We start from the raw sequence: 25,482 nt of genomic DNA, 5'->3' as shown, positions 1-25,482 counted from the left end.
AACTAATTAGTCCTTAACAATAAAGATCATCATTTTTGAGGTGTATCTTAAAATGAAGATAATTGTGTCTAACTGTTTGTTTTGTTATACTTTTATTAATCTATAACAAGGAGACCAGCATGTCAATTAATAGTAATTCAAGTTCGTTGAAAGCGCTCCGACTTCAGTTATCCTATCTATAATTCTATTGAACAGAATAGATGTTGTTTCAAATGCTTCAAGAATAAATATCTCAGGTAATACTTACATTGAGTAGTTCATCTCAAATTTTTCCAGAATGAATTAAAACAAGTGTCGAATGGAAGAAAAATTTTATCATTACCAACTATATTTAGAACAACTGCATGACACTTAGCTAGAGATATGAAAACAGAGACACGCAATAGAAACATTACAAGAAGATTTCTTCGATTTAAAAAATTTGCTCAATGGTAATATTGAGAATTTTAATCTAGACAAACATGCTTTTTTTAAGAACATAGCGATGCTAGTCTGCATCGGGAAGGGAAAATTTAGAAGAAAGAACCACCTTTCGCTAGACTGTCATTTTTCTTTTTAAATGGCATGATTTTTATCTCGATAAATGGCAAACCAACCATAGAATAACTTACTGCTTATAATAATAAGTTATTCTATGGTTGATTTGTCAACTAATGATTAGCTTCCAAATTATTCTTCTAATTCCCGCCTAATTCGATAAATTGTCGGTCGAGTTATACCTGTCATACTTTCAATAGTAGTAATTGGAAAGCCACTTAGCAACATGTCCTTAACTTGAAAATAGGTAGCTCTTGCTTTAAGATTTTTTGAATTTGCAGAGTACATGGTGGGTCTTCCTTTGTATACGCCATTTTCTTTGGCCCGCTGAATGCCTAGCAATTGTCGTTCTCTGTTCCACCCTTCCTTTATGCGAGGTATCTCTTCCAACAAATTTACAAACAGTTGGAATCCCAATTCATTAAATTGAGTATTGTCAGTTTCAAAATTTAAAAAATTAGAATTTATGACTGTTAGGTGCACTTTTTGAGAATGGATAGAAATTACTCGATCACGAATTTCACGATAATTTTCCCCTAAGTGATTAAGACTGACAATAATTATTCTATCCCCAGGTTGTACCATTTCCAGCATTAATTGGAACTCTTTCTTGCTTTTACCTTTAGAAGGTAGGTCGATAAATATTTTCTGTATATCAAATTCAGCTAGTTGATTTTTAAACAATGAAATCTTTTTTTCATTTTTATACATAGATGTATAGGCTACGTTCATTGACTCACTCCAGTTTTATTTTATCCCAATCACTAGGCTATCGCGTGCTGCTTCCACAACTTCTACAGAAATAGTCTTTAATTGATTTATTTCGAGTATTCGATCAATTTGAGTAAAAAGTCTATGAATTAAACGGAAATTCCCACCGGTAATTTTTACAATGCTAGTAATTGCTTCGTAATCTGAGAAGTCTTCTAATTTTATGGGAATACCTAATTCTGACCATTTATATTCTAATATATGATGGGTTTCGTCTTTACTTAATTTATCAAATTCATGTGAAAATCCGATTCGAGAATATAGTTGTGGGTAGCGAGATAACCTTTTTTCTATACCAGGCATTCCAATAAATATCATAGCTAAATTATGCTGATCATAAATGTCCCTAAGTTGTTCTAAATGTTGTAGTTTCAAACGATCAATTTCATCAATGATAATCAATTCAACTTCTTCGAATTCACTGAGTTGAATAGGCTCAATTTCACTTTCAGTTATTTTTGATTGGTATATTGATTTGCCATAAGACATTTTATAACCCAGATCACGAATATCTCCACTTATTTTTGAACCTTTCTCAGCAGGTGCTGTATAGAAAAGTTTGTTGGCCATTATTAGTTCTTTAGTGGCATATTTCCCTACTTGTGAAAGTAGTTGGTAGTCTAACTGCGAACCTATCATGTCCCAATTTGTATAATGACGAGAAGATAAAGTTTTACCTACACCTGGCGTACCGTAACAAATCCCAATATATTTATACTTAATACATGCATCACAAAACTCAGCAAACCTTTTATATTCTTTTGTTTCAATAAATTGCTTTGTATTAGTCATTGAAGTACCTCTTTATTTTGGATTTATTAGATTTTTCACTTTTTACAGTTAATTCTGACATTTTATCTTCTATTACAGTCTGTGCCACTGAGTTTATTTCTATAGATTCTTTTTTTAACTGACGTCTTCTTTTATTTCTAGCAGCTACGATATCATTTAAATCAACAGTGAGATTTGATAGATCGGGAGCTATAGCTGTACATAAATACTTATTTTGGAAAAACACTCGAATCTCTGCTAAATCTTTAGGGTTATATCGGATTTGAACAGATTCACCCACATACGCAGATAAGTTACTATTTATATATCTAAATCCTTGAAAATATATACCATCCGAATGAACCTTTCTAGCTTTGGATATATACAGTAACAGTAGATCCAAGTCTTCCAAAGTATCAGGCATTTGTGGTAAGAAACCAGAAGCGTTCCAGAGGTTAACGGGCGTTTCTTGAATACTTGTATGAATTCTATGATTGTAATTATAAATAAGAAACTCTTCGAGCTTGCGCTCTAATTCTTGTATTGTTAATAACGATTCTGACTTACGGTTTTTAATATATCCAGGTAAATTTTCCAGAAGTAATTGATTCACACTTTGAAAAAAACGCTCTATTTTTCCACGGCCTCTAGGAACACCAATTTTTGAAAAAATAAGTTGCATTTTTAAATCTATAGCAACTTGTTCCAGCTGTTTAGACGTAAAATCACTTCCATGATCCGTATAGAATTTTTCAGGTATACCACAAACAGGCCATTTGGGATTTTCTTTTCTCCATATAGCCTGGTAAAGCATTAGAGCTGTATTAATTGCTGACGGATTTTTAAACGAAATATAATATCCTGCAATTGCTCTACTGTAGTCATCAATAATGATTGATAGCCACGGCCTACATATTCTGTTTTTTTCGTCTAAAACTTCAATGTCTAATAAAGTGTGATCTGCTTGCCAAATTTCGTTTGGTCGCTTCGATTCTCTTGTATAAACCAAGTCATATTTCTCTGAATAAAGTTTCTGACCATTATGAGCTAATTCAATCATTGAATCTGGGAGTTCCTTCACTATTTTGTATACCTGTTGATAGCTAGGAGCTGTTAAATCTTGTCGTTCACACTGAGAAATGATTTTCCGATGTATTGTAGCAATGCTAATTCGTCTATTACTCAAGCGAGAATTTTTAATTAACGATTTTATATGATTTTCAACCTTTATCTCTCCTAAATCTGATCTCTTCTGCCGAATCAATCCCTTCAAACCTTTGGTATTATATTTTTCTTTCCACCTATATAAAGTCCTTAAAGGAATGCCAGTATCGGAAGATATTAGTGATAAAGGATGGTCATTCAGTATATTAGGCTCAATAGTTTTATACTTCTTTTCAGCACTTTCTCGCTGACTATCTGTAAAATAGCTCAAAGGCTTAAAGTTATTCATACTCTTTCTCCATCTTCTCTAAATAGCGATAGACAGTTGTTCGAGAGATATTCCACTTATCCGCAATAGCTTTAATTGGTGTTCCATTATCCACCAAAGTTTTCAATAATTCCAAATCTTGTTTCGTTAATTTTTCTGGTCGTCCACCAAAGCGCCCTCTAGCTCTTGCAGCGGCTCTACCAGCAGCAGAACGTTCTAAAATGAGATTACGTTCAAATTCCGCAAATGCTGCAAATAGATGAAAAATCAATTGACCAGTAGAACTGGACTTCTCCATTGTAATATTCTCTTGTGTGCTGTGAAAACTAATCCCCTGTTCATTCAATCGATTCACTAAAGAGATTAAATCTTCCATATTTCTCCCTAATCGATCTAATCGCCACACAACAATTTTGTCCCCAGCTCGCGCATAGTCGATCGCAGCTTCTAAACCAAGACGTTTGCTTTTTGAACCGCTCAAATGATCAGTAAAGATTTTTTCGCAGCCATATTTTTTTAGACTATCTTCCTGAAGGTCTAAATTTTGTAATCCAGTTGATACTCGTGCATAACCAATATTCAAATTAATCAACTCCTTTCCATTTGATTGTACCATATCTTTAATAAACACAATTAATTGAACATAGAATTTGTTACGGCTTTTTGAACATGATATATTCGAAAATAGTTGGAAAAAGCTTAAAAAAACTAAGTGTACAGAAAATGGATATTTTCTGTACACTTAAACAAATTAATTGCTATCAAATTACATTAGTTAAAATGATTAAGGAGCGAAAAACTATTTTCATACGTCAGCGAATTTAATTCGCATATAGGCTATTATATATTGACTTTTTCGAGTTTGTCATTTATAATGATTTTAGCATCCAGAAAATAGTAATTATTTTCTTGGTCATATCCTTTCAATAAATTGGAGCATAGTATGCTCGAGGAGTATGATACATATACTCTACCACTTTAAACTGCTCGGGTTGAGTCCCAAAGAAAATCAGGCTAAGCGGTAAACCGCTTGCCGGGCTCCGAGGAAAGGCTCTCAGAGCCCGAAATAATTAATCAGGTCAATTCTGTCTTTAACCAACTCCTTCTGACGAAAGGTAGCCTCTACAATATGGCTATCAGAAAGGAGATTTTCAAAATGGAAAATGAAAACTTTGAAAATTCACGGATGCAAAAGAGAGAGAGTCTCAAGGATAAGAAACAGGCTAAAAAACTATTCTGGTTTAAGACCTTTTTTAAACTATTAGAACTTATCCATCTGATAATAAAAATTGTAAAAACTTTGTTATCAGTGTAGTAAGAGACGCCTGGTTAATTTATTTTATTAAGAAGGAATGAACATTTATGAGTATTGGAGATACATTAAAGAAATTACGGATGATATATGGATTTACTGCTAAAGAAATGAGTGCAGAATTAGAAATTTCTCCCAGCTATTTATCTGAAATTGAAAATAATAAAAAAGAACCATCTTTAGATATTCTAAAAAAATATTCCAATATTTTAGATATTAAGTTATCTAGCCTCCTATTATTTTCTGAGCAGTATTCGGATTCAGAAAAAGATGGTGAAAAATGGATAAGAAATAAAATGGCAAAATTAATAAATAGCTTTTCCAAGGAGACTGATTAACTATGAAAGAATATAGTATTGATCAGTCTCCTTTTTTCAAGTGTCAACAAAAAAAGAAACTTGCTAAAATACTTGGAGTACAAGTGAGTGAATTAAAAAAAATAGAAAAAAACAGAAGGTATAGGGAATTCACTAATAAAAAGGGACGGCTTGTTTATGAACCAAGCCCTGACTTAAAAAAATTACAGAGTAATGTAAATGACTTATTAAGTAGATTGGAAAAACCTATTTGGCTTCAAGGAGGCATAAAAAAGCGCAGTAATTTGACGAACTCGAAACGTCATATACATTCACATTATTTTTTGGTCTTAGACATAAAAAAATTCTATGAACATTGCCATAGAGAATACATTTATCTTTATTTCAAAAACAAAATGTTAATGTCTTCTGATTGTTCGAAAATAATGACTGATATTTGTACTTTTAAAGGAAAACTAGTTACTGGAAGTCCTTCTAGTGTTTTGATAAGTTTTTTTTCTTATCAGGACATGTTTGTGGAAGTTTGCTCGTTGTTAAATGAGGATCAAATTCTTTCTGTATATATTGATGATATTACGATTTCCAGTGTCTCCCCGATTGGAGCTCCCAATATTTTAAAAGATAAAATAGATCGAATACTTAAAAAGTATGGTCATTCCCTAAATTTAGAAAAGTCACGTTATTTAGGTAAAACAAGGTTTAAAAAAATCACAGGTGTAGTTGTGACACCTGACAATGAGCTTCGTGTTTCTAACGAGCATAGAAAAAAAATCATTGATGGAATTAGAAATATTGATAAAACTGAAGACCATAAAGAAATATCTAAGTTATCCGGCAGATTAGCATATGTGGGACGAATCGAAACTAATATATTCCCAAATATCAAAGCTAAATACAAAAAAAGAAAACATTGAATCATCGGTGTTTTCTTTTTTGTGTAAATTTATACATCAAATTTTTTTTAAGATATTAGTAACTATAATAAGTCTCACAATGGTACGGTAAACGAATTATGCCATTTATCAAAATAAAAACTGTGCCATTTAAAACGAAAAATGACACTCATGTTAATCAATACTCAAAAAGTGTCTGATATGGGCGTACCCTAATTAGACATTTTTTGATACCTATGAAAAAATGATTTTAAGAGAGGGGGTGAGAACATGGAACAGAGAAAAAACTTGATTCATTATTCTGAAGAAAAACGATTTGCAGCAATGAAGAAATATAAAATTATAGAACCCTATTTATCGAAGCAATGTTCGTTAAGTGAAGTTGCAACTAATTCCAACTATTGTATTCGGACGTTAAGGACCTGGATATCTAATTATAAGAAAAATGGATTAGTGGGACTTATTACAAAAGAGCGTTGTGATAAAGGGAAAATAGAAATTTCTAACGAAGTTGAACAAATGATTAAAAAGTACACTCTAATGAATAAAAACATATCAATTGCTTCAATACAAAGAAAGATAGCCGTGTGGTGTAATGAAAATCAAATTACAGAACCGTCATATTATCAAGTTAGAAAAATTATTGCTAATATTCCGAAAAACTTAACAGTATTAGCTCAGGAGGGAGCTAAAAAATATTCTAATCAATTCGATTTGATATATTTGAGGGAAGCAGATTATCCAAATCAGATCTGGCAGGCTGATCATACTTTACTTGACATAAATATATTAAATTCCAAAGGGAATTTAGTGCGGCCGTGGTTGACTATTATTTTAGACGATTACAGTAGAGCAGTGGTTGGCTATTATATAGATTTTGAAGCACCTAACTCTTTAAAAACAGCTTTGACTTTGAGACAAGCGATTTGGAAGAAAAAAAATCCTAACTGGCCTGTTTGTGGTATACCTGAAACATTTTATACGGATCATGGTAGTGATTTCACTTCTATACATTTAGAGCAAGTGGCTCTAGATTTGAAAATGTCACTACTTTTTTCTAAGGTAGGGGTGCCACGTGGTAGAGGTAAAATTGAACGTTTTTTTGATACAGTCAATACTATGTTTCTAGAATCATTACCAGGATATACAAAAAATAATAGTACAAAAAAATTGCTAACTGAAGAAGAACTTTTGATAGCATTTAATGATTGGTTGCTGAATACTTATCACTACAGAATTCATGGAACAACCAAACGAAAGCCAATAGACATGTGGAATAGACCTGATTTTTTACCAAATATGCCAGATTCTTTGGAAAATCTCGACTTACTATTATTAGAAGTCAAAAAAGAACGTGTTGTACACTCTGACGGAATTCATTTATTTGGCTTGAAGTATATTCAACCCAATTTATCTGCATTTGTCGGGGAATCTGTAGAAATAAGGTATGATCCTAGAGACATTAGTGATATCCGTGTATTTTATAATAGAGAATTTTTGTGTACAGCTGTTTCGACTACATTAGAAAACTATTCAATCAGCTTAAATGATATAAGAAAAGAACGAGATAGCGTGCGCCGAAAACTCTCTAATAATCTTCAAGTAACTACAGAAACTGTTATAGCACATATGCAAGAGAATAGAAAGGCTGAAACAAATAGTAAGAACAAACATAAAAAATCAACTCTAAGGAGCTATAAAAATGACTAGTACTTTTCAGTTTATTGAAACAAAAGAGTATCATAAATTTGTTGAATTTTGCGATTCGTGTGCTAAGTACAAATATATTGGTGTTTGTCATGGTCTACCAGGAGTTGGTAAAACAGTAGCTGCTAAAAATTACAGTAAATGGGAAATAATAAGTCCCACAGTTACAAAAGCACGATCATTAAATCAACGGAAAAATGATAAAATACCCATAGAAATAGCACACGCAACTACAATATTTACTACAGCACCTCCTGTAAAATCTGCAAATTTATATAATGAGCTTAAAAATTTGGCTATAAACCTTAGATATTCTAAAGAATCCTTAGGTATCCAAGAAAATAAAATACCTGAAGAAGAAGCTCAAAAAATGACCAAACACCTATTGTATGCAGAGGATAATGAACCTTATAAATCGGTAGAGTTAGTAATTATTGACGAAGTAGATCGGTTGAAACTACAAACTCTTGAAATTTTAAGAGACATATATGACCAAAATAATATTGGCATGGTTTTAATTGGTATGAATGGGTTAGAAAAAAAGTTGTCTAGATACCCTCAACTTTATTCACGTATCGGTTTTTCACATGAATTTAAAAAAATAGCCAAAACTGAACTTCAGCATATACTGGAATATAAATGGCAGGAAGTTGGTCTTGCACTATCTTATGAAGATTTTGAAGATTACGAAGCAATTAATAGTATTCTAAAGTTGAGTAATGGGAATCTTAGATTACTTCAACGTTTGTTCACACAAATTGATCGCGTTATGGAAATAAACAATCTTCAAAAAATTACTACTGAAGTAATTGAGGTAGCAAGAAAGCTATTAATAATTGGTACTGTTTAATAGAAGATAAGCACGCTGTTTTTTCAAACGGTGTGTTTATCTTTTTCGTGCAGAATTATTCTTAAAAAGTGTGCAGTTTATCTTCAAAAGTGACAGATTTTTATTTTAAATAGCTCTAAATGCGTTATTATGCTAAAATATAGCTATAATAACGCATTCTATCAGGGGGTAAATTCATGAGTTACAACGTGCAGCCATTACGATCAAATGACGAAATTAATGACTTTCTTTTTTTCCTACGTCGGCATCGATATGCTAAAAGAGACGTGTTTCTTTTTTTGTTTGGGATCAATACAGGATTAAGAATGTCAGACATTGTTTGTCGTAAAGTAAGTGATATTAAGTATTCCAGTACGCCCCAAATCATCGAGAAAAAAACAGGAAAAAAAAGAACCCTCTATTTAGAGAGTATGCAAAATCAGATTGAAGACTATATAAAAGACCTGGACGATAATGATTGGTTGTTTCCGAGTCGAAAGGGAACAGATCACCTTCAGCCAAAAGCTGTTTACAAGATTTTTCAAAAGGTTGCTACTGGATTGGATCGAAGTGATATCGGAACCCATACCTTACGCAAGACATTTGGCTATCACTATTACAAACGTACTATAGATATTGTCTTTTTAATGGAGATATTCGGTCACTCAAATCAACAGATCACTAAACGATATATTGGGATCACGCAAGACGAAATAAGTGATTCGTTGAAAAATTTTCGTTTGGGTTTTTAATTAAATCCCCACTAAAAATCTTTATTTATTTTCCAACTAACATTGATAAATTCCATTGAAAAAGATCATTCAGAAAATCCAAACGATCTTTTTAAACGGTGCTACTATTATTAGTTAGAATCTTAGAACTACAAAAGAATTCCATGAACTTGTGTCAAGATTATTCCAAAGTGCATCTTTTCTATCCGTGGTATGTTGTGTAATATAAATATTTGATCCTGATTTTTTACTTACATATGCAATGTGTGTAAATTGATAAGTATTATTTTTAAAATAACCAATAAAATCTCCTTCTCGGGCATAAGATTGTGCTTGCGCTTTAGAAGTGAATTGGCGTGTAGTCATCCCATCAGCAGTCCAAAAAGTCATAAATCCGTGAGCTAAAGTCCACGCACGTGTAGCATTAACACCGGCGTTATGATTCCAGTTCAATCCACTTCCATTTGCATTAGGACGAAGTGGTTTTCCACCGTAATATGCAATCTGTGAGGCAAAGTTGGTACAGTCACTTGAATAACTTGGAAATAACATATTTCGTCTAGTTGCCCAAGTTCTAGCATAGCTAGTGGCTTTAGCAACATTAAATCCAGCTCTAGAATTTAGATAATTAGGTTTTGAATTTTCAGTTGAAAGAATCATATTCATATTTTCTTGTTTTATTTCATCGAAAGATTTACTTAATAATGTCTGTTTTTCTTGAGTAACAAAATCTATATCTTGTTCAGTAGGTTCTACGGGTAATATTGAACCTATTCTATTCAGATATATCGATGCAAACTCACTATATTTTAAATTTTCCTCTTCAACAGAGCTCAAAGTTAAATCGCCGAATTCTATATTTTGTAAAAATTCAAAATATTCCTGTTCTAATTGTGTTTCAAATTTTTTATTGAATTGATTTTCAAATAAAACTAATAGCTCCGCTTGTACCTGCCCTAAATTTTGATCTAGATCAATCTCACTATTTTCATTTTTGATATCTTCTTTTACAACTTCTGATATTTTCATACCTTCTGATTCATCAGCGTTCGCTTGAAATCCAGTCAAAATAGCAGTACTTAATACTGCACATGTAGTTACCACAATTCTTAACGTCGTCTTTTTCATAATTTTAAATCTCCCCAATTATTTTTTTATGCTTCTCCATAGTATTCCGCAAAATAAAAAATATAGTTTTTACTTACATGATACGTTTTCAATTCTGAATTAGTTGCCATTTCAACAGGAGCTGGAGTAATCGTATAGAATTCGTCATCAATTTTCTCGATTTTTGAATTGTTAGCTATACTAAAATATCCCGCTGAAAAAACTGCTGTCCTCACAGATACTTCTGGGCTCCTGTGAGTGTACCAAAAGAAACAAAAAAATACTGTCCCACCCACCAAAATCCATTTGAATTTATTTGACAAACTTTTCCTCCCTCCTCTAACAAATCTCCAGAACACAAAGAGAGCACTTACAGTAAAATAATATCATGTAATATAATCTAATTCAATAGTAATTGAAAAATCTCTTTAATATTAGTTAAATTTCCAAATAATCATATATACAACACGCCTTATTTGTTTGAATTGATATTAAAATTTTTTTCAAGCGACTAAATTAATCATCTTTTATCCTTCAAAAACGACTGTTTTTAGGACACAACTAATTAAGAAAATCTGATTAAACATGCTATTGTAAATACTGATCAGTCACATACATATAAATTAAAAAAAGTGATCTCGCTGCAACTGTGCAAAATCTCTTTTGACTACTTACTAATTTGATATAAAATGGATCGTTCTTTCCTTCACCTAAAACGAATGTTTTTGGGAAACATACATTTAAGAGAATCTGACACAATCCGTTTGTGTCAGATTTATTCATGTTTTCCTGCTTAATTTTCTCATGACTTATGCTTGCAACTTTTGATATCTTGGCGTCCTGATTTTTCGTGTCTCCATTTTTTGATTGATACTTTTAAGTTTTGATAGTCACCCATGAAGAAAAAATGAGTAATTTTTTTACTCGTTAAGAATACAGATCAATCATTTCTAACCCGCTGATTTTTTATCCTTGAATAATAAAGAGCTTAGAGCACAAAGCCCAAACTCTTTATTATTCTTTTATATCAAAAACATCAAGATACATTTCAGAGCCTAAATCCGTATATTTCAAATGCTTAAATTTTTCTAACAAAATTTCTAGTTCTAAATATATTTTATTACTGATGGGATAGATAGATTTTTTTTCCAAAAAATCATTAGCCCATAATAGTATGCCTATTATTCTTAAAGAGGATTGCTTGTTGATCTCTAATTGGAATTAGCTGTAATTTATTTTTATTGTCATTATATATTTCATCCATTACCTCACCAAAGTAACTCGAATTATAATGAGGTAGTGGGTATACATCTATCTCTCCTAATCCTTTATAATCATTTAGTAAAGGTGCTTTTTCTTTATCATCTGCCTTAGATATATATTCAATATGAGGTGAAACAATAACAGATCCTGCTGACTCCCCGATATAAACTTTACCATTTTTAATTTCTGATTTAATCAGAATGTCAATATTTTTCCTTTTCATCTCTTGCAAAAGATAAAATGTATTACCTCCTCCTACATATATATATGAATTATTTCTAATGCTTTTTTCTATTTCTAAATAATTTCTTGTAGCTATATCAATTATCTCTACCTTTAATCCTAAGGTTTTAAAAGTTTCAAGTGCATCATCAATATATTGTGTGTATTCTTCAACCTTACTTGCTGTGTTAATAAATGTGACTGTTCTGTTTAATAATGATTCTTCAACAAAATCTGCTAAATACATATAAGAATCTTTAAAAGAAGACGTTAAAAATAATTTTTTCATAGTAAATTCTCTTTTCTTAATTATATTTTTCAACCAATGTGTTACATAATAGTTTTTTCTAAAATATAAATATCATTGCATCACCTCGTATATGTTATGAATATACTATAACAGCTAACGGGGTCAAAATATGACACTTTTGAAAAAATTCAATATAATAAATCTGACTCAACGTGCTTAAGTAATATCCTGAATAGTTACACCTACAACTTACAACAAAAAAAGTGATCTCGCTTCTTCTAAGCAAAATCACTTTTAGCTACTTACTAATAAGTGAATAGAATAGACACACCTTCTGATCTTTTCACTTTTGAGCAACTCTATTGAACACTTTTTATTATTGTCATAGCAGCATTCCTATTCTGCCCAATAAGGTATACTCTATTGAACATTAAAAAGTCAAAACAATTCGTTTTGACTTTCTTCATATATTTTTAGTTGGGGAAGTTCTCATTTTTTGTTGTATCTATTCTAATCACCTAAACTGTCTAATTTCTTTTCTTGCTTATCAAACGCTTCTTTTACTGATTTTCCAAATTGTCCTTTGATTGACCCTTCTAAGGAACTTGTCGTTCTTGAAAGTGAAGTCTTCGCTTCTTCTAGGATAACCTTTCCTTTTTTCTCAGCATTTTTTTGATTGTTTTCACTATTTTGTACCCCAGCCATTCCAATAGCTCGAACACTTGCAGCCTGGTACCTTTTTCGTATCTTTTTTAATAATTCATCTATTAAATCCGTCATGTTTCTTCTCCCATATTTTGTGTTTCTTCTCTAAGCTTCTTTAACTGAGTGTAATAGGTATTTTCTGCTGCTTCTTCTTTTTGCTTTAATATACGCTTTTCATTTTCTAATTCCTCTAGAAAATGGTGGTTTTCGTTTTCCATTTCACGTCTTGCTTGATTAAAGGGTTCCCCGTCCAATGCTAAATCTTTCAGAATATAAGAAAGCTCTTGTAAAGAATCCTCTAAGAGATACTCCCCTTTTTTCCGTTCAGCCTTTAGTTCATCCTCTTGTTCTTCAAGTGATTGACGTGTCGCTCGATATGAGTTTATAATAGTTTCTTCATCCATAGTGGTCCTCCAATACGTTTAAAACTGAAGTTGTCTTGCTAAATCTTGATCCTGTTGAACAACCGCTGAAATTTTACTATTTATTTCGGAAACGAACGTGTCAAACGTTTCTCCTACTTTTTTGGCTTCTTGTATCTTTTGCTGGTATTGTTCATTTGGTCGATTCACAATTCGGTCCTTAGTGAATCCAACTGCAGACAATTCACTCTCCATCTCAGTTTCAGATAGTTCAGAAGAAGCTCCTCGTGCTTTAGTTAAAATGTTATTCCATAATTCTTCTGTTTTGTCCATTTCTCCTTGATAGTGCGTAATTACTTTACTCATGGCGACTTTCAATAGACTAGAAGCTGTTGTCACAATCGATCTGGCTAATGTAGCATCCAAATAGATTTCCTCTGTACCGGACAGGCCACCGCCACTTGCTCTGAGCTTTGCCTCTAAAGTCTTCAGTAAATACATACTCGTTACAAACTTACTCATTAGATTTTGTTCTAGCTGCTGACCATCCATTAAAGCATATGTAGTATCAGGAATTCTTAAACGTCCGTCTTCATCAAATTTCCACAAGGTCAGAGCATGTGCATCTAAAGGATTCGCGGGGCTCCCTTTCGTGTACCCTATCATTATTTCTGCGCCTGTCCCATTTCCCATCAGATTTCCAATCAAATCAGCAAAATTCCGATAATTTGTTAGCATACCTGGATTATTTTTGACCCACTCTTTAGCATCTGGAGAAAGTATGCCATATGGATCTGGACCGTTGAAGCCAACGTTGCGCCATTCATTTTCTGCAGCAATCATAAGTGCCAAATACTCACCCAATGAATGACCCGTTGTTGTAACGACTGCATCGGGGTAAGTTAATTTGATCCAATTTGCAAATTCCTGAGCTGAAACAGCTTGACCAGGATTCCAACCCAGTTGTTTCATACTTAAACCAACAGTTTGAGCATCGGTTACAACATCTCGCCAATCGCCACCGAAATTAGTGCCTGCATAGGCAACTGTAAGCTGAGTTGTATCAGGATATCCACTTGGATTCAAAGGAGCTACTGCCATAGCCTGCATTCCATTACTTGATTCTGATTTAATTTTTAATATTTGGTAATCTTTTCCGCCTAAGTCAATTATTGCTCCTTCTTTCAAATCTGGATCATAACCTTCATGTTTTGGATCTAACCAATAGACGGTGTTACTAGCTTCGTTATATTCAATATCTGTCGCCACTAAATTTCCTCCGTTGATTCATTTGAAAAGACTACTTTAACTTTTGAAGTTGTGGTACCACGTTTTTGAATAGACTTATCTTTTATTGGATAACCACTTACTTTTTCCCTACCATTTGAAAATCCGTACGAAAAAGAAACTTTCTTGTTGTCTGTGTTAATCATTGTAATGAACATCCTGTATGAACTAGTCATAGGATCATAGCTACTTTTTTCAAAATAAATTTCTTTAACATTGCTAAATGTATTCTTTAGAGCAGTTACTGATTGTTTTTCTGCTCCAATCATATTTTCATCCTGCTTAATTTTTCTGTTGTCCATGAAATATTTCCCTCCAATGCTTATTAACACTAGTAAACATAGTCCTACTATTAAAATAGTATTTCTTTTTTTCATCATAAGCTCCTTTAGTAATAATAGATTAACTATACCATATAATTGAATAACAATATATTAGTAAAAATGTGTTATTTGCTAAATTTTATGTGTGTTAGCTAGTTATGTAAGTATTATTTGAAAATATGAAAAGACACTACAATCTTCATTATAGTGTCTTCCCATGCTTTTAAAGTCGGACATTAGCCCTATCTCGATTGTACGCTATAATTAGTTTCCAATCAAAATTAACGATAAAAAACTACTAGTACCAGCTTCTGTCATTTTTCTTTTTAAATGGCATAGATTTTATATTGATAAATGACACAAACTCATATTACATTTAGAAGAACGGCTATTTACTGAAGGGCATTCGTCTATTGTGCCAAATAAGTCGAAAGAAATTTTGCCATTTAAATCAAAAAATGACACCATAGCAGCTAAACCACTTTTCATATCACACGTGCCGCGACCGTACATTTTACCATCACGAATCTCAGGTTTAAACGGATCAGAAGTCCAGTCAGATTCATTCCCTGCTGAAACGACATCCATATGTCCTGAAAATGCTAAAACTTTTTCACTATTTTTATTACCGATTTCAACAATTAGGTTGTCTCGCTCTTTGTCATATTCTAAAAAGCTTGAGTCGATCCCGTGTTTTTTGAAAAGCTTGCTTAGGTACTCAGCGACTTCTTTTTCATTACCGTTGACTGATTTGATTGCGACGATGTCTTTTAAAATTTGAATTTTTTCTTGATTTTCCATTGTGTTGGCCTTCTTTCATTTGATTCATTCAGTTTCTCATCGTGTGTGGGAGATACTGGTTAAATTTGCTTACAGGTTAACTATACACCTAATTTGGGATTTCGTTAAATAAAAGTGGTTCTATTTTATCTCTAAAATTAAAACGAGTGAGACAAAACTGAAATCAGTTTTGCCTCACTCGTTTAGTCTTTATTCATCAAAATAATTCCCAGGAACGACATTGATCGTTTTCGTTCTTGTATCCACATCTTCCACATAAAGTAATGACGTGTAATCTTTAATCGCACGTTGCCCTTTAAATTTAGACTCCGCAAACACAGTGATCCCAACAAGTTCCGCCTCAAATTCTTCGATCAGGCTCTTCATTCCGTTGACGGTTCCGCCACCTTTCATGAAGTCATCTACGACTAAAACTCTTGAACCACGTTTTAAACTGCGTTTTGACAATTCCATTTTTTCGATACGTTCAGATGAGCCCGAAACATAATTCACGCTGACAGTAGAACCTTCCGTGATTTTTGAATCACGACGAACGATTACAAACGGAACATTCAGGTAATAAGACACAGCTTGAGCAATCGGCACGCCTTTTGTCGCAACAGTCATAACTGCATCGATTTTTTCCCCTAAATATTTAGAAGCAATGATTCTCCCAACTTGGCGCAACAATTCCGGCTGTCCTAACAAATCAGAAAGATACACATATCCTCCTGGCAACAGACGATCTTGTTCTGATAAACGTTCACACAAAGCCATAACCAATTCTTTTGATTCCTCATAAGGAATTTCTGGGATAAACCGAACACCGCCGGCCGCTCCTGGAATTGTTTCAAGAATCCCTGTACCTCTTTGTTTGAATGTCTTTTTGATGATCGCTAAATCCTCACTGATCGATGATTTGGCTGATTTATAGCGTTGTGCAAAATGGGTCAAAGAAACCAATGTATGTGGATGATCCAACAAGTATTGTGTCATATCAATCAATCGTTCGCTTCTCCGAATTTTAGAATCTGTCACTTCTTCTCCTCTTTCCTTTAAGGTTTATTATCCAATAGAATAATTACTATCCCTTATTTTTTATAGGTTTGTTATTAATTATTTTTCAATAGGTAAAATAAATGATACTCCCTTACAATCTATCGTTCCCTATTATAGGGTGTTTTGCAAAAAAAATCGAGCATTTTTTGAAAAAATCGAAAAATAGTTCGCAATTTAAGAAACAAAAAAGAAGATAAAAGAAGAAACTTTCGTTTTCCTCTTATCTTCTATTCGTTTAAACTGATTTATCGCTGACTCATTTTCTTATTTCTCTGCATCGTCACCACTACTTTACGGACAATACTTACAAGGATAAATAAGGCGATAAAAATCAATGTGATGCTGGCACTTGGCGGCGTTTCTAAATAATAAGACCCCGTCAATCCTGTTAGCATGCCAATCAATCCCATGATGACACTAATGATAATCACCGTGTTAAACCCTTTACCGATTCGCATACCAATCGCAGCTGGTAAGACCATGATCGCCGAGATCAATAATGCTCCAGCAATCGGGATCATCACCGCAATCGCCACACCTGTGATCACGTTGAATAACATCGACATCCAGTGAATCGGCAATCCATCCACGTGCGCTGTGTCTTCATCAAAAGTCAACACATACATTGGACGTTTGAATAAGACAAATAAAATCACCAATACTACAAACAGAATCGCCAAAATAACGACCTGCTGCCATGTAATCGTCACGATCGAACCAAACAGATACGACTGAATACTGGCCGCTGAATTACCTCCGCTGAGATTCATCAGAACCAGAGCTAAAGCGAGTCCACCTGACATCAAAATCGCAATCGAGATTTCTGAGTACGTACTGTAAATCATTCGTAGATATTCTAAAATAATTGCAGCAATGATCACGACAACTAGCGTCATAATATCTGGATTCCAATTTAAGAAAAATCCTAGTGCAACTCCGGCGAGTGATACATGAGAAAGAGTATCCGCCATTAAAGATTGTCTTCGAATCACGAGAAACACACCCAACATCGGCGCAATTACTGAAATAAAGGTTGCCGCTAAAAAGGCTTTTCTCATGAACTCATATGAAAGCATCTCCATTGTGAATCCTCCTTTCGAACCAAACGAATTTGTCGATCGGCATACGATTTGATATCTTCATGATCGTGTGTGATCATCAAAATCGCTTTGCCATGATCATGTGCATTATGGCGTAAAAGGCGGTAAAACTCATTTCTAGACGTTTCATCCATCCCTGTTGTTGGTTCATCTAAAATAAATAAATCAGGGTCTGTCGCAAAAATACGAGCCAAACTGATGCGTTGCTTCTGTCCACCAGAAAGTTCACCGATCCGTTTATGGCGCATATCCCACATACCAACTGCTTTGAGTGCTTTTTCCACATGTTGATGATCCCTTTTAGTTAAAGGTTTAAACCAGCGATTGCGTGGGAAACGCCCTGAACGAACCAATTCGATCACCGTACTTGGAAACCCAGCGTTAAATGAGGCAACTTGCTGAGGAATATACCCAATACTTAGTTTTTCGCCCACAGTATTTTCTTTAGCGATCGTAATCGCACCTTTTGTTGGTTTCAATAGGCCTAAGCTACTCTTGATCAATGTCGATTTCGCTGCACCATTTTCACCAGTGAGAATGACAAATTCACCTGGGTCAACATAATATGAAACATCTTCTAAGACTGGCTCATCATCATAATAAAACGTGAGGTCTTTGACTTCTAGATAATGCATGACTCTACTCCTTCTTAAACCTTATAAACTGCTTAAATCGGGAGAAAAAACTGTACGTCTTTTATCCCGATTCTTTTTACTTGATACTTTTCTTCAACGCTTCAAGATTGGCTTTCATCACTGAAATGTAATCTTCCCCTTGATCTTGTTCTTTTTGGGTAATACTTTCTAACGGATTAAGAACCGCTAATTCTACATTTGTTTCACGCGCCAATGTTTCAGCAACTTTTGATGAAGCAGACGTTTCAAAATAGATTACTGAGACATTATGCTCTTTAATGTATTTTTTCAACTCTGCTAAACGACTTGGTGACGGTTCTTGATCGGGCGAAATTCCCGCAATTGATTCTTGTGTCAAACCGTATTGTTTTGCTAAGTAGCCGAACGCTGCATGTTGCGTTACAAATGTTTTGTTTTTAGCATTCGTAAATGCTTCTTTATATTCTGTATCTAATTCTTTTAATTTTTCAATATAAGCTGTGGCATTTTTCTCAAATGTCTCTTTTTTATCTGGGTATTTTTTAACTAAGGCATCACGAATTGCTTCAACTTCTTTTTGTGCTAAAACTGGATCTAACCAAACATGAGGATCTAATTCGTGATCATGATCATGCTCGTCATGGTCTGCTTCTTCACTATCATGATCGTGCTCATGAGCCGCACCTTCCATTAAATCGATCGAACCTGCCGCTTCCACAACAGCAACTTTTTTCTCGTCAACGTTTTCCAGGACATCTTTGACCCACGTCTCTAATTCATGGCTGTTATATACAAACACATCTGCATCTGTGATTTTGGCGATATCTTTGGCACTTGGTTCATAATCATGGGGCTCTGTTCCGGCTGGGATCAATAATTGAACATCTCCAGCATCACCTACCACATTTTTAGCGAAATCGTACATTGGGTAAAAAGTTGTCACGACTTTTATTGTATCACTTTTCCCAGATTTATCTTGCTCTTTTGTTTGTCCACAAGCAGTTAGTGTAAACATTACTGCTGTTAAAAGGAATCCTACAATATATTTCCAGCTGTTTTTTCTCATCTCTTTTATCCCCATTTCGATTTGTCTTATTCAAATCGTAATATTTACGATTTGGTAGCAAGAACTAATTTACCAGAAGGAAAAGAGAACGTCAAGAGAAAACAGAAAAAATATTTTATTACTTTTGATTTGTCAAATTAAGCTAGACAATTGTCTTTCATTTACGTAACTCAAAAATACTTCTAATGGTGTTCGATAATTTAAAGATTTCCTTGGTATGTGATTTCTTTTAGAGGCGACAGCCGCAACAAAAGCTTGGTCAACTTGATTAAAATCCATTGTTTTAGGCAGCCCATCTTTACGTAATAACCCATTCGAATGCTCATTTAATCCGCGTTGTGAGGGGGTTCCAGGGTCTGCAAAATAGATAGAAATATCATTGACATTACTCATGTTTTTCCAATTTGAAAATTCTTTTCCACAATCAAAGGTCACGGATTTGAACAAATTTCTGGGAATCTTTTGTAGCCAATCAGTTGTCGCTTTTTCAATATCCAATGCTTTCCGACCATTTGGTTTTAATGTAATAATCACTTTTGAAAGGCGTTCAACTAGAGTGATGATGGCACTTTTATGATAAACGCCAACAATTGTGTCCCCTTCTAAATGCCCAAATTCCTGTTGGAAATCAGGGTAGTCAGTGGATCGTTCTGAAATATTGCGTTTAAATGCTTGCTTTCCGCGACGTTCTTTATGCCCGTTGGGCTTTCGTTTCCCTTTCATTGGTAGTTTTGAGCAATCAAATTGATTTGCTTTAAACTGACGATAAAGTGTTCTAACAGAGCATGAAATAGGAAACTCAGCTCGACCAATAATCACATCAGGTGTCCACCCTTGAGCCACCATAGTTTGAATGTAATCATGCTGTTCTGTAGGCAAACTAATGGGTTGTCGACCACAACGCGTTTTATTTTCTTTATATTGTTGGTAATAGTCACAGATAGATTTTCCTTGTTTTAGGAAGTTGTAAACATTGTAGATTGTCTGTCTAGAACGATTTAAAGTCTTAGAAACCATCGTAACAGGTTGGCTCATATTGAAATAAGCTTCTATCATCACGAGTTCATTTGATGTAAGATGAGTATAGGTCATTTGTCTTCACTCCTTATAATTCTTTGGTCGGAACTATTTTGAGTGTAGCACAAATGACTTATTTAGTTGTCTAGCTTAATTTTACTATCGGCGACTATAAAAAACATTGCCAATTGTTTGATGACGTTGATTCAAAATAATTCTTCCTCTTCCAACATAGTTAGAAAAATAGGAAATTCCCTAGACGTAATTTTACCGAAAAACAGTGGAATCGTGGAAGGCGAATCCTTAGTTTATCAAAAAATAGGGAATATTATTCAGTTAGATTTATCTGAAGCACAAAAAAATTATGCACTATTCTATCGTATCAATGAATCAGAAAGAAAAATTAAGATTGGAAATATGTATCATCAAAAACAGATGCATTTTTCCTTTTAAGCCTTTTATAACTAACGAAAAACCACTCAATTGAGTGGTTTTTCGTTAGGCTTAAAGTCCCAATATTTTCTTTTTCGTTTACTTCAACGTCCGCACAATATACACTTCATCACAAAAGCCTTTTAAACCATTATAAATCCGTTGTGCTCGTGTCTTCTTCTCGCATAAAGCAAAAACAGTTGGACCACTACCGCTCATTAGCGCTGCATCTGCTCCGTATTTCATCATGTGGTCTTTGATTTGCTGAATCACAGGATGACGTTTGATTGTTACACCTTCTAAAGCATTACCGATTTTTTCTGCCATCAATTGATAGTCATCTGTTTCGATCGCCTGCTTTAGACCACGAATATCAGGATGCTCTACACTGTTGAATGATAGACTACCAAAAATCGTACTCGTAGAAACACTCATTTTTGGCTTCACTAAAACAACCCAACATTGCGGCATCGATGGTAAGAATTCGACCTTTTCACCACGTCCACTGACAAAAGCCGTACCGCCATGAACACAATAAGGAACATCTGAGCCGATCTTACTACCTAGTTCAGCAAGTTCTTCTAATGATAAACCTAAGTTCCATAAACGATTTAGCCCTCGTAACGCAGCGGCACAATCACTACTGCCGCCAGCTAAACCAGCTGCTACGGGTATTCTTTTTTCTATATAAATTTTAACTCCCTGCGTAAGATTAAACGTATTCTTCAGCAATTCTGCCGCCTGATACACATGATTTCTTCTATCTACGGGCAAAAAGGAGCTATCTGTTTCGATCACTATTTCATTTTTCGGCAATAACTCAAAGGTCAACCGATCTGCTAAATCTACACTAGCCATGATCATCTCTAACTCGTGATAACCATCATTTCTTTTATAGAGAGCATCCAACCCCAGATTAATTTTTGCGGGCGCTTTTTCTATGATTTCCATTCTTTTTCACCTATCTAATCCCATTACCTGACCAACTTCACAATCTTTTAAATTCTAACATATGTTACTAGATATGTATATAATTGATAAAAACTTGCTTTATTTACGTAATACTTCAAAAAAAGAACCATGAAGCACCTCAGCATCGAAGGCTCACAGTAATCTACTCATTTTCATACTTTACTTTTAAGTGATTAAACAATCTCGCTTCTAGTTTTAATGATCTTATTGACGATCCCATATTCTAAAGCTTCCTCAGCACTTAACCAGTAGTCTCGAGCTGTGTCATTTTTCACCTGTTCAATATCTTTTCCTGTTTCTTTGGCTATCAAAAGGTTCATGAATCATAAAACGAGTATTCGGCAAACAATAGCGTCGCTCTTTTTCACTAGATAAATAAATAAGCGCTTCGGCACTAACGACCCAACCTAAACTAATAATATTGATCTTGGAGTTGATGAAATTAATCATATCAAATATTAAATAGCCAGAATCGACATATCCACCATTGCTGCTGATAAACAAATTCTATATATCGACGCACATTTATGGATTCCTCCATTATAGTTCGTGATGTGCTTAATAGTTATTCTTCTATAAACTCTTGAAATCTAAAATTCTTGCCTAAATGCTTATCCGTTGTTGCATATTCCCTAAATTTGTAAATCAAAGGATGCCATTTCTCCACATCTATATGCGCTTCATCTGCTAAAATTTCTTCTGAGACATGGATTGCATTTATTTTAGTTTCAATTATGGCATAATTTTTTCGTACCATAATCTCAGTAACATTAGCTTCTATTTGAATGGGGCATTCTGCTATGCGCACAGTAGAAACTGAAATGCCTGCTAATTTGGAAAAATTTGCTAAACGGAACTTGTCTTCACAATAATTATAGCCCAATTCTTTTTTGTATTCAGGGACTGTTTTATTTCCAGTTGTTTTCGCAATTTTCTCAACCTGCTTCCACAAGCTTTGTTCTGCAATATTTAAAGTTAAATCCCTACCAATCTTTAAATTGTCAAACCCTTGATTATCCAATCCTACACCTAAAATCACAGATTGATCAAGTGTCCATGTTGAACTGATTGGAGTTAAATCATCATGACCAGACTCTTTGTTTTTTGTTGTCATCAAAACCACTGGAAAACCATAATAGAAAGAATTTTTTTTGAGTTGCTTATACATTGAAATCACCTCTTCTTATAAGATATAAGTAGTATATAATAAAGATATCTCAATCTATATCGAGATGTTAAAGGAGGGGAATAGATGCAGGGATTTCCTGATATCAGCCAAATAACGAAAACGCTAAGCGATGAATCACGTATCCAAATTGTAACTATTTTAATGGATAGCCGTTATCATACTGTTCACGAGCTTGCTAAATTAGTTCACATTAAAGATCATACAGCTTCTTATCATTTGAAAAAAATGGGTGAATTAGGTTGGGTCACGTCTTATAAACAAGGTCGGCATGTTTATTATTGCCTTTCCAATGTTGAAATTGCTGAATTAATGGAGAGGCTAATGATTATTAGCCCAGTAAAACCAATTACATCCTATAACCAAAGCACAGAATACAAACAGTTAAAAGCTGGCCGGAGTTGTTATTGCCATCTAGCAGGTGAATTAGGTGTACATTTTTTTGATCACCTATGTCTAATGCAGTTTCTTATTTTGGAAAATGAGCAGTTATTTCTTACCAATTCGGGAGAAGAATTTTTTTCTGAATTAACAATTAATGTACAAGAATTAAAAAAGAAGGCAGGCGTGTTGGTGAAACCTTGTCTCGATTGGACAGAACGAAGATTTCATTTAGCTGGAAACCTAGGTACAGCATTTTTTAATGAAGGTCTTCATCGTGGTTGGCTGATCAAACATCCTCAAAATCGAAGTGTCGTTTTAAGTGAGTTAGGTACGAAATGGTTTCAATCATTCTTTGCCTTTGATAACAAAGATTAGCTAAAAATAGAAGTAAACGCGCATATATCAAAAAAAGCAGAGCTAAAGCGTTTTCGCTTTAGCTCTGCTTTTAAAAATCAATTCTTGTTTTAGACTGCTTCACTGACAAATTCAATCTCTACTGTGCGTGTTAGCACATCAGAATAACTATAAGAAACTCGTTCAAATGAGTTTTCATCTGGATCTAAATCTACAACGAAGACAGATGGATACGTTTCTGTTAAAATACCGTTACGTTCAGTTTGACGCTTTCTGCCGGTTTGAGCAACTAATGTGATTTTGCTGCCGATACGACATTCTAGATCTTTTTTAATTGACGCTAAAGTTGTTGGCATTGCATTCACCTCAAACTCCATTATACCACATATTAATAAAAATAACAAGTTTACCATAGCAGAAAATGAATTGCAACTAATTATAATTTATAAAAGGATAATTATTTGATGTGAAAAGTTTTAAAGTTCTCATTTAATCATAAATAATCGCTTTCAATTTCTTTTTTGCTCGATCATAGGCACTTCTAACGGTTATTTCACGGTTATCAGTGTCTTTGGCAATCTCTTCCAATTCCTTGCCACTCATATATTCTTCAAAAGTAATTCGTTCAAACGGAGACAATACAGTCGGCAACTGCTCCAGTTTTTCTCGAATGATCATCTGCTCTAATACATTGGTATCTTCCGTCCCTATATAATCAAAAAAAGACTCCCCTTGCTTTTCTATTTTTTGATCTAATGAAACAGACTGTGCATCAATCGTCCGCTTAATTGCACATTGTTTTCTGACCAAACTACGAATATGGTTTTCAAAGTTTGACTTAAAAAATGTCCCAATCGAAACGCTGTGCTCTTCTTCATATTTTTCCAGTGAGCGATGAAAGATTATTCGGCCTTCCTGTAGCCAGTCTTCTCGATCAAAATCCTTTAGATAATACTTTTTTCGAAACTTATGCACCACTGGATGATATTTTCGATACAAACGGTCAAATGCTAATGGGTCTCCTTTTAAAATCTCTTCATACTTATTCATCAACAACATTCTCCTTCCAAGCATTCTACCAAAATGCTTGAAAAAAGCGTAACACTTTCTTTAAAAAAAGCGGAGAAAAATATATAATTAATCTTTCTTTTTGGATAATTCGTCCAACTTTTCGGACAATTTTGACAATTGCTCTAGATTCCATGGAGAATTTCGTCGGAAATCCTGAAAATGGATATCTGTTGCATGAACTGCAATCGTGCGTTCTGTTTTTTGAACATTTTTATACAGCTCATTCGCAGACGCTCGCAATGCTCCTTTTGAAAAAACCAGCCATTGTTCTGCCAGATCGCTCGTTGCGACCGTTACTTGAGTCAGCCGATCATTTTTCTCGCCTGCAATCCGCTCAATATAGCTATCTGCTGTCTCCTCTTCTTTGGTGAAGACGACCGTTAAATGATACTTTTTATACGTTTGCTGAATTCCTGGAACCAATTGTGCATCAAAAACTACGATCACTTCTAAATCCTCGTATTTTGCATAGTTGGATAAACGCTGCAGTAAAACTTCTCTGGCGTCTTCAAGTTTATTTTGATTCTTCAGCTGAACCAACTCAGGCCAAGATCCGATCATATTATAACCATCAACGATCAATAACTGTTTTTTCATTTTGCTTTGTCACCTTCTTTATAATGATGCT

General features: G+C 34.0%; 28 protein-coding genes and 1 pseudogene. 6 read left to right on the top strand and 23 right to left on the bottom strand.

Annotated features, from left to right (window positions below):
- Nucleotides 1-669: 669 nt before the first annotated feature.
- Genes IGL98_RS00610 through IGL98_RS00595 form a run of 4 tightly spaced genes read right to left on the bottom strand, consistent with a single transcriptional unit; the run spans nucleotide 670 to nucleotide 4,103 of the window.
- Nucleotides 670-1,269 (bottom strand): recombinase family protein, encoded by a 600-nt coding sequence (locus IGL98_RS00610; RefSeq protein ID WP_206846918.1) that lies wholly within the window; start codon nucleotides 1,267-1,269, stop codon nucleotides 670-672.
- Between the two features lie 15 nt (nucleotides 1,270-1,284).
- The gene (locus tag IGL98_RS00605) at nucleotides 1,285-2,100 is read right to left on the bottom strand and encodes an AAA family ATPase (protein ID WP_206846917.1); all 816 of its coding nucleotides are present in this window, start codon (nucleotides 2,098-2,100) and stop codon (nucleotides 1,285-1,287) included.
- Nucleotides 2,093-3,532 carry a Mu transposase C-terminal domain-containing protein gene (locus tag IGL98_RS00600; RefSeq protein ID WP_206846916.1) on the bottom strand — a complete coding sequence of 480 codons (1,440 nt, stop codon included), beginning with the start codon at nucleotides 3,530-3,532 and terminating at the stop codon, nucleotides 2,093-2,095. The genes IGL98_RS00605 and IGL98_RS00600 overlap by 8 nt, the downstream gene beginning before the upstream one ends.
- Nucleotides 3,525-4,103 carry a recombinase family protein gene (locus IGL98_RS00595; RefSeq protein WP_206846924.1) on the bottom strand — a complete coding sequence of 193 codons (579 nt, stop codon included), beginning with the start codon at nucleotides 4,101-4,103 and terminating at the stop codon, nucleotides 3,525-3,527. The genes IGL98_RS00600 and IGL98_RS00595 overlap by 8 nt, the downstream gene beginning before the upstream one ends.
- A gap of 770 nt (nucleotides 4,104-4,873) precedes the next feature.
- On the opposite strand from IGL98_RS00595, the gene IGL98_RS00590 reads away from it, so the two are divergent.
- From IGL98_RS00590 to IGL98_RS00570, 5 genes are all read left to right on the top strand, one after another.
- Nucleotides 4,874-5,161 (top strand): helix-turn-helix domain-containing protein, encoded by a 288-nt coding sequence (locus tag IGL98_RS00590; RefSeq protein ID WP_206846915.1) that lies wholly within the window; start codon nucleotides 4,874-4,876, stop codon nucleotides 5,159-5,161.
- 2 nt (nucleotides 5,162-5,163) lie between these two features.
- The gene (locus IGL98_RS00585; RefSeq protein WP_206846913.1) at nucleotides 5,164-6,054 is read left to right on the top strand and encodes a reverse transcriptase family protein; all 891 of its coding nucleotides are present in this window, start codon (nucleotides 5,164-5,166) and stop codon (nucleotides 6,052-6,054) included.
- 249 nt (nucleotides 6,055-6,303) lie between these two features.
- On the top strand, nucleotides 6,304-7,743 hold the full coding sequence (locus IGL98_RS00580) for a Mu transposase C-terminal domain-containing protein (RefSeq protein ID WP_206911680.1): 1,440 nt from the start codon (nucleotides 6,304-6,306) through the stop codon (nucleotides 7,741-7,743).
- Complete coding sequence (locus tag IGL98_RS00575; protein ID WP_206911679.1) at nucleotides 7,736-8,590, top strand: AAA family ATPase; 855 nt, start codon at nucleotides 7,736-7,738, stop codon at nucleotides 8,588-8,590. Before IGL98_RS00580 ends, IGL98_RS00575 begins: the two co-directional genes overlap by 8 nt.
- A gap of 176 nt (nucleotides 8,591-8,766) precedes the next feature.
- On the top strand, nucleotides 8,767-9,321 hold the full coding sequence (locus IGL98_RS00570) for a tyrosine-type recombinase/integrase (protein ID WP_206911678.1): 555 nt from the start codon (nucleotides 8,767-8,769) through the stop codon (nucleotides 9,319-9,321).
- 114 nt (nucleotides 9,322-9,435) lie between these two features.
- On the opposite strand, the gene IGL98_RS00565 is transcribed toward IGL98_RS00570, so the two are convergent.
- The 16 genes and pseudogenes from IGL98_RS00565 to IGL98_RS00490 form a co-directional block, all read right to left on the bottom strand.
- Nucleotides 9,436-10,428 (bottom strand): amidase domain-containing protein, encoded by a 993-nt coding sequence (locus IGL98_RS00565; protein ID WP_206846911.1) that lies wholly within the window; start codon nucleotides 10,426-10,428, stop codon nucleotides 9,436-9,438.
- Between the two features lie 26 nt (nucleotides 10,429-10,454).
- Nucleotides 10,455-10,730, bottom strand: coding sequence for a hypothetical protein (locus tag IGL98_RS00560; protein WP_206846910.1), 276 nt, complete (start codon nucleotides 10,728-10,730; stop codon nucleotides 10,455-10,457).
- 836 nt (nucleotides 10,731-11,566) lie between these two features.
- Nucleotides 11,567-12,181, bottom strand: a complete 615-nt coding sequence (locus IGL98_RS00555; protein ID WP_206846909.1) for a Type 1 glutamine amidotransferase-like domain-containing protein — start codon at nucleotides 12,179-12,181, stop codon at nucleotides 11,567-11,569.
- A gap of 471 nt (nucleotides 12,182-12,652) precedes the next feature.
- Nucleotides 12,653-12,922 (bottom strand): hypothetical protein, encoded by a 270-nt coding sequence (locus tag IGL98_RS00550; protein WP_086282338.1) that lies wholly within the window; start codon nucleotides 12,920-12,922, stop codon nucleotides 12,653-12,655.
- Complete coding sequence (locus tag IGL98_RS00545) at nucleotides 12,919-13,251, bottom strand: hypothetical protein (protein ID WP_206843592.1); 333 nt, start codon at nucleotides 13,249-13,251, stop codon at nucleotides 12,919-12,921. Before IGL98_RS00545 ends, IGL98_RS00550 begins: the two co-directional genes overlap by 4 nt.
- Before the next feature lie 18 nt (nucleotides 13,252-13,269).
- A complete protein-coding gene (locus IGL98_RS00540) occupies nucleotides 13,270-14,478 on the bottom strand; it encodes a lipase (protein ID WP_206843594.1) in 1,209 nt (402 codons plus the stop codon).
- Nucleotides 14,478-14,798 carry a hypothetical protein gene (locus IGL98_RS00535; protein WP_206843595.1) on the bottom strand — a complete coding sequence of 107 codons (321 nt, stop codon included), beginning with the start codon at nucleotides 14,796-14,798 and terminating at the stop codon, nucleotides 14,478-14,480. The genes IGL98_RS00540 and IGL98_RS00535 overlap by 1 nt, the downstream gene beginning before the upstream one ends.
- A gap of 363 nt (nucleotides 14,799-15,161) precedes the next feature.
- A complete protein-coding gene (locus tag IGL98_RS00530; RefSeq protein WP_242590109.1) occupies nucleotides 15,162-15,620 on the bottom strand; it encodes a M20/M25/M40 family metallo-hydrolase in 459 nt (152 codons plus the stop codon).
- A 189-nt stretch (nucleotides 15,621-15,809) separates the two neighbouring features.
- Nucleotides 15,810-16,637 carry a pur operon repressor gene (gene purR, locus IGL98_RS00525; protein ID WP_206843596.1) on the bottom strand — a complete coding sequence of 276 codons (828 nt, stop codon included), beginning with the start codon at nucleotides 16,635-16,637 and terminating at the stop codon, nucleotides 15,810-15,812.
- A 266-nt stretch (nucleotides 16,638-16,903) separates the two neighbouring features.
- Nucleotides 16,904-17,740, bottom strand: a complete 837-nt coding sequence (locus tag IGL98_RS00520) for a metal ABC transporter permease (protein WP_206843597.1) — start codon at nucleotides 17,738-17,740, stop codon at nucleotides 16,904-16,906.
- Nucleotides 17,713-18,393 (bottom strand): metal ABC transporter ATP-binding protein, encoded by a 681-nt coding sequence (locus IGL98_RS00515; RefSeq protein WP_206843598.1) that lies wholly within the window; start codon nucleotides 18,391-18,393, stop codon nucleotides 17,713-17,715. Before IGL98_RS00515 ends, IGL98_RS00520 begins: the two co-directional genes overlap by 28 nt.
- A 76-nt stretch (nucleotides 18,394-18,469) precedes the next feature.
- Nucleotides 18,470-19,438 carry a metal ABC transporter substrate-binding protein gene (locus IGL98_RS00510; RefSeq protein ID WP_206843600.1) on the bottom strand — a complete coding sequence of 323 codons (969 nt, stop codon included), beginning with the start codon at nucleotides 19,436-19,438 and terminating at the stop codon, nucleotides 18,470-18,472.
- A gap of 132 nt (nucleotides 19,439-19,570) precedes the next feature.
- Entirely contained in the window at nucleotides 19,571-20,530 is a 960-nt protein-coding gene (locus IGL98_RS00505) for an IS30 family transposase (protein ID WP_339099398.1), read from the bottom strand.
- A gap of 456 nt (nucleotides 20,531-20,986) precedes the next feature.
- The gene (gene ispE, locus IGL98_RS00500; protein WP_206844768.1) at nucleotides 20,987-21,838 is read right to left on the bottom strand and encodes a 4-(cytidine 5'-diphospho)-2-C-methyl-D-erythritol kinase; all 852 of its coding nucleotides are present in this window, start codon (nucleotides 21,836-21,838) and stop codon (nucleotides 20,987-20,989) included.
- A gap of 194 nt (nucleotides 21,839-22,032) precedes the next feature.
- Nucleotides 22,033-22,309, bottom strand: a pseudogene (locus IGL98_RS00495) (ATP-dependent Clp protease proteolytic subunit).
- A gap of 115 nt (nucleotides 22,310-22,424) precedes the next feature.
- Nucleotides 22,425-23,027, bottom strand: a complete 603-nt coding sequence (locus IGL98_RS00490; RefSeq protein WP_206844766.1) for a flavin reductase family protein — start codon at nucleotides 23,025-23,027, stop codon at nucleotides 22,425-22,427.
- A gap of 84 nt (nucleotides 23,028-23,111) precedes the next feature.
- On the opposite strand from IGL98_RS00490, the gene IGL98_RS00485 reads away from it, so the two are divergent.
- On the top strand, nucleotides 23,112-23,804 hold the full coding sequence (locus tag IGL98_RS00485) for an ArsR/SmtB family transcription factor (protein ID WP_206912043.1): 693 nt from the start codon (nucleotides 23,112-23,114) through the stop codon (nucleotides 23,802-23,804).
- A gap of 89 nt (nucleotides 23,805-23,893) precedes the next feature.
- Here the strand turns inward: IGL98_RS00485 and IGL98_RS00480 are convergent, their stop codons facing one another.
- The 3 genes from IGL98_RS00480 to IGL98_RS00470 all read right to left on the bottom strand — a co-directional run bounded on the left by IGL98_RS00480 (nucleotide 23,894) and on the right by IGL98_RS00470 (nucleotide 25,451).
- Nucleotides 23,894-24,139 carry a Veg family protein gene (locus IGL98_RS00480; protein WP_010761984.1) on the bottom strand — a complete coding sequence of 82 codons (246 nt, stop codon included), beginning with the start codon at nucleotides 24,137-24,139 and terminating at the stop codon, nucleotides 23,894-23,896.
- A gap of 133 nt (nucleotides 24,140-24,272) precedes the next feature.
- Complete coding sequence (locus IGL98_RS00475) at nucleotides 24,273-24,833, bottom strand: sigma-70 family RNA polymerase sigma factor (RefSeq protein WP_206844752.1); 561 nt, start codon at nucleotides 24,831-24,833, stop codon at nucleotides 24,273-24,275.
- An 87-nt stretch (nucleotides 24,834-24,920) separates the two neighbouring features.
- Nucleotides 24,921-25,451 (bottom strand): NYN domain-containing protein, encoded by a 531-nt coding sequence (locus tag IGL98_RS00470; protein ID WP_206844741.1) that lies wholly within the window; start codon nucleotides 25,449-25,451, stop codon nucleotides 24,921-24,923.
- Between the last annotated feature and the right edge of the window lie 31 nt (nucleotides 25,452-25,482).

The sequence above is a fragment of the Enterococcus sp. DIV0840 genome (assembly GCF_050527835.1).
GTDB classification, from domain to species: domain Bacteria; phylum Bacillota; class Bacilli; order Lactobacillales; family Enterococcaceae; genus Enterococcus_L; species Enterococcus_L ureasiticus.
This window is presented reverse-complemented; position numbering and strand designations above follow the sequence as displayed.

Bases quoted from the DNA above. Each gene is read 5' to 3' on its own strand.
- IGL98_RS00610 (WP_206846918.1), bottom strand. From the start codon at position 1,269: ATGAACGTAGCCTATACATCTATGTATAAAAATGAAAAAAAGATTTCA.
- IGL98_RS00605 (WP_206846917.1), bottom strand. From the start codon at position 2,100: ATGACTAATACAAAGCAATTTATTGAAACAAAAGAATATAAAAGGTTT.
- IGL98_RS00600 (WP_206846916.1), bottom strand. From the start codon at position 3,532: ATGAATAACTTTAAGCCTTTGAGCTATTTTACAGATAGTCAGCGAGAA.
- IGL98_RS00590 (WP_206846915.1), top strand. From the start codon at position 4,874: ATGAGTATTGGAGATACATTAAAGAAATTACGGATGATATATGGATTT.
- IGL98_RS00585 (WP_206846913.1), top strand. From the start codon at position 5,164: ATGAAAGAATATAGTATTGATCAGTCTCCTTTTTTCAAGTGTCAACAA.
- IGL98_RS00580 (WP_206911680.1), top strand. From the start codon at position 6,304: ATGGAACAGAGAAAAAACTTGATTCATTATTCTGAAGAAAAACGATTT.
- IGL98_RS00575 (WP_206911679.1), top strand. From the start codon at position 7,736: ATGACTAGTACTTTTCAGTTTATTGAAACAAAAGAGTATCATAAATTT.
- IGL98_RS00570 (WP_206911678.1), top strand. From the start codon at position 8,767: ATGAGTTACAACGTGCAGCCATTACGATCAAATGACGAAATTAATGAC.
- IGL98_RS00565 (WP_206846911.1), bottom strand. From the start codon at position 10,428: ATGAAAAAGACGACGTTAAGAATTGTGGTAACTACATGTGCAGTATTA.
- IGL98_RS00555 (WP_206846909.1), bottom strand. From the start codon at position 12,181: ATGAAAAAATTATTTTTAACGTCTTCTTTTAAAGATTCTTATATGTAT.
- IGL98_RS00550 (WP_086282338.1), bottom strand. From the start codon at position 12,922: ATGACGGATTTAATAGATGAATTATTAAAAAAGATACGAAAAAGGTAC.
- IGL98_RS00545 (WP_206843592.1), bottom strand. From the start codon at position 13,251: ATGGATGAAGAAACTATTATAAACTCATATCGAGCGACACGTCAATCA.
- IGL98_RS00535 (WP_206843595.1), bottom strand. From the start codon at position 14,798: ATGGACAACAGAAAAATTAAGCAGGATGAAAATATGATTGGAGCAGAA.
- IGL98_RS00530 (WP_242590109.1), bottom strand. From the start codon at position 15,620: ATGGAAAATCAAGAAAAAATTCAAATTTTAAAAGACATCGTCGCAATC.
- IGL98_RS00520 (WP_206843597.1), bottom strand. From the start codon at position 17,740: ATGGAGATGCTTTCATATGAGTTCATGAGAAAAGCCTTTTTAGCGGCA.
- IGL98_RS00515 (WP_206843598.1), bottom strand. From the start codon at position 18,393: ATGCATTATCTAGAAGTCAAAGACCTCACGTTTTATTATGATGATGAG.
- IGL98_RS00510 (WP_206843600.1), bottom strand. From the start codon at position 19,438: ATGAGAAAAAACAGCTGGAAATATATTGTAGGATTCCTTTTAACAGCA.
- IGL98_RS00505 (WP_339099398.1), bottom strand. From the start codon at position 20,530: ATGACCTATACTCATCTTACATCAAATGAACTCGTGATGATAGAAGCT.
- ispE (WP_206844768.1), bottom strand. From the start codon at position 21,838: ATGGAAATCATAGAAAAAGCGCCCGCAAAAATTAATCTGGGGTTGGAT.
- IGL98_RS00490 (WP_206844766.1), bottom strand. From the start codon at position 23,027: ATGTATAAGCAACTCAAAAAAAATTCTTTCTATTATGGTTTTCCAGTG.
- IGL98_RS00485 (WP_206912043.1), top strand. From the start codon at position 23,112: ATGCAGGGATTTCCTGATATCAGCCAAATAACGAAAACGCTAAGCGAT.
- IGL98_RS00480 (WP_010761984.1), bottom strand. From the start codon at position 24,139: ATGCCAACAACTTTAGCGTCAATTAAAAAAGATCTAGAATGTCGTATC.
- IGL98_RS00475 (WP_206844752.1), bottom strand. From the start codon at position 24,833: ATGAATAAGTATGAAGAGATTTTAAAAGGAGACCCATTAGCATTTGAC.
- IGL98_RS00470 (WP_206844741.1), bottom strand. From the start codon at position 25,451: ATGAAAAAACAGTTATTGATCGTTGATGGTTATAATATGATCGGATCT.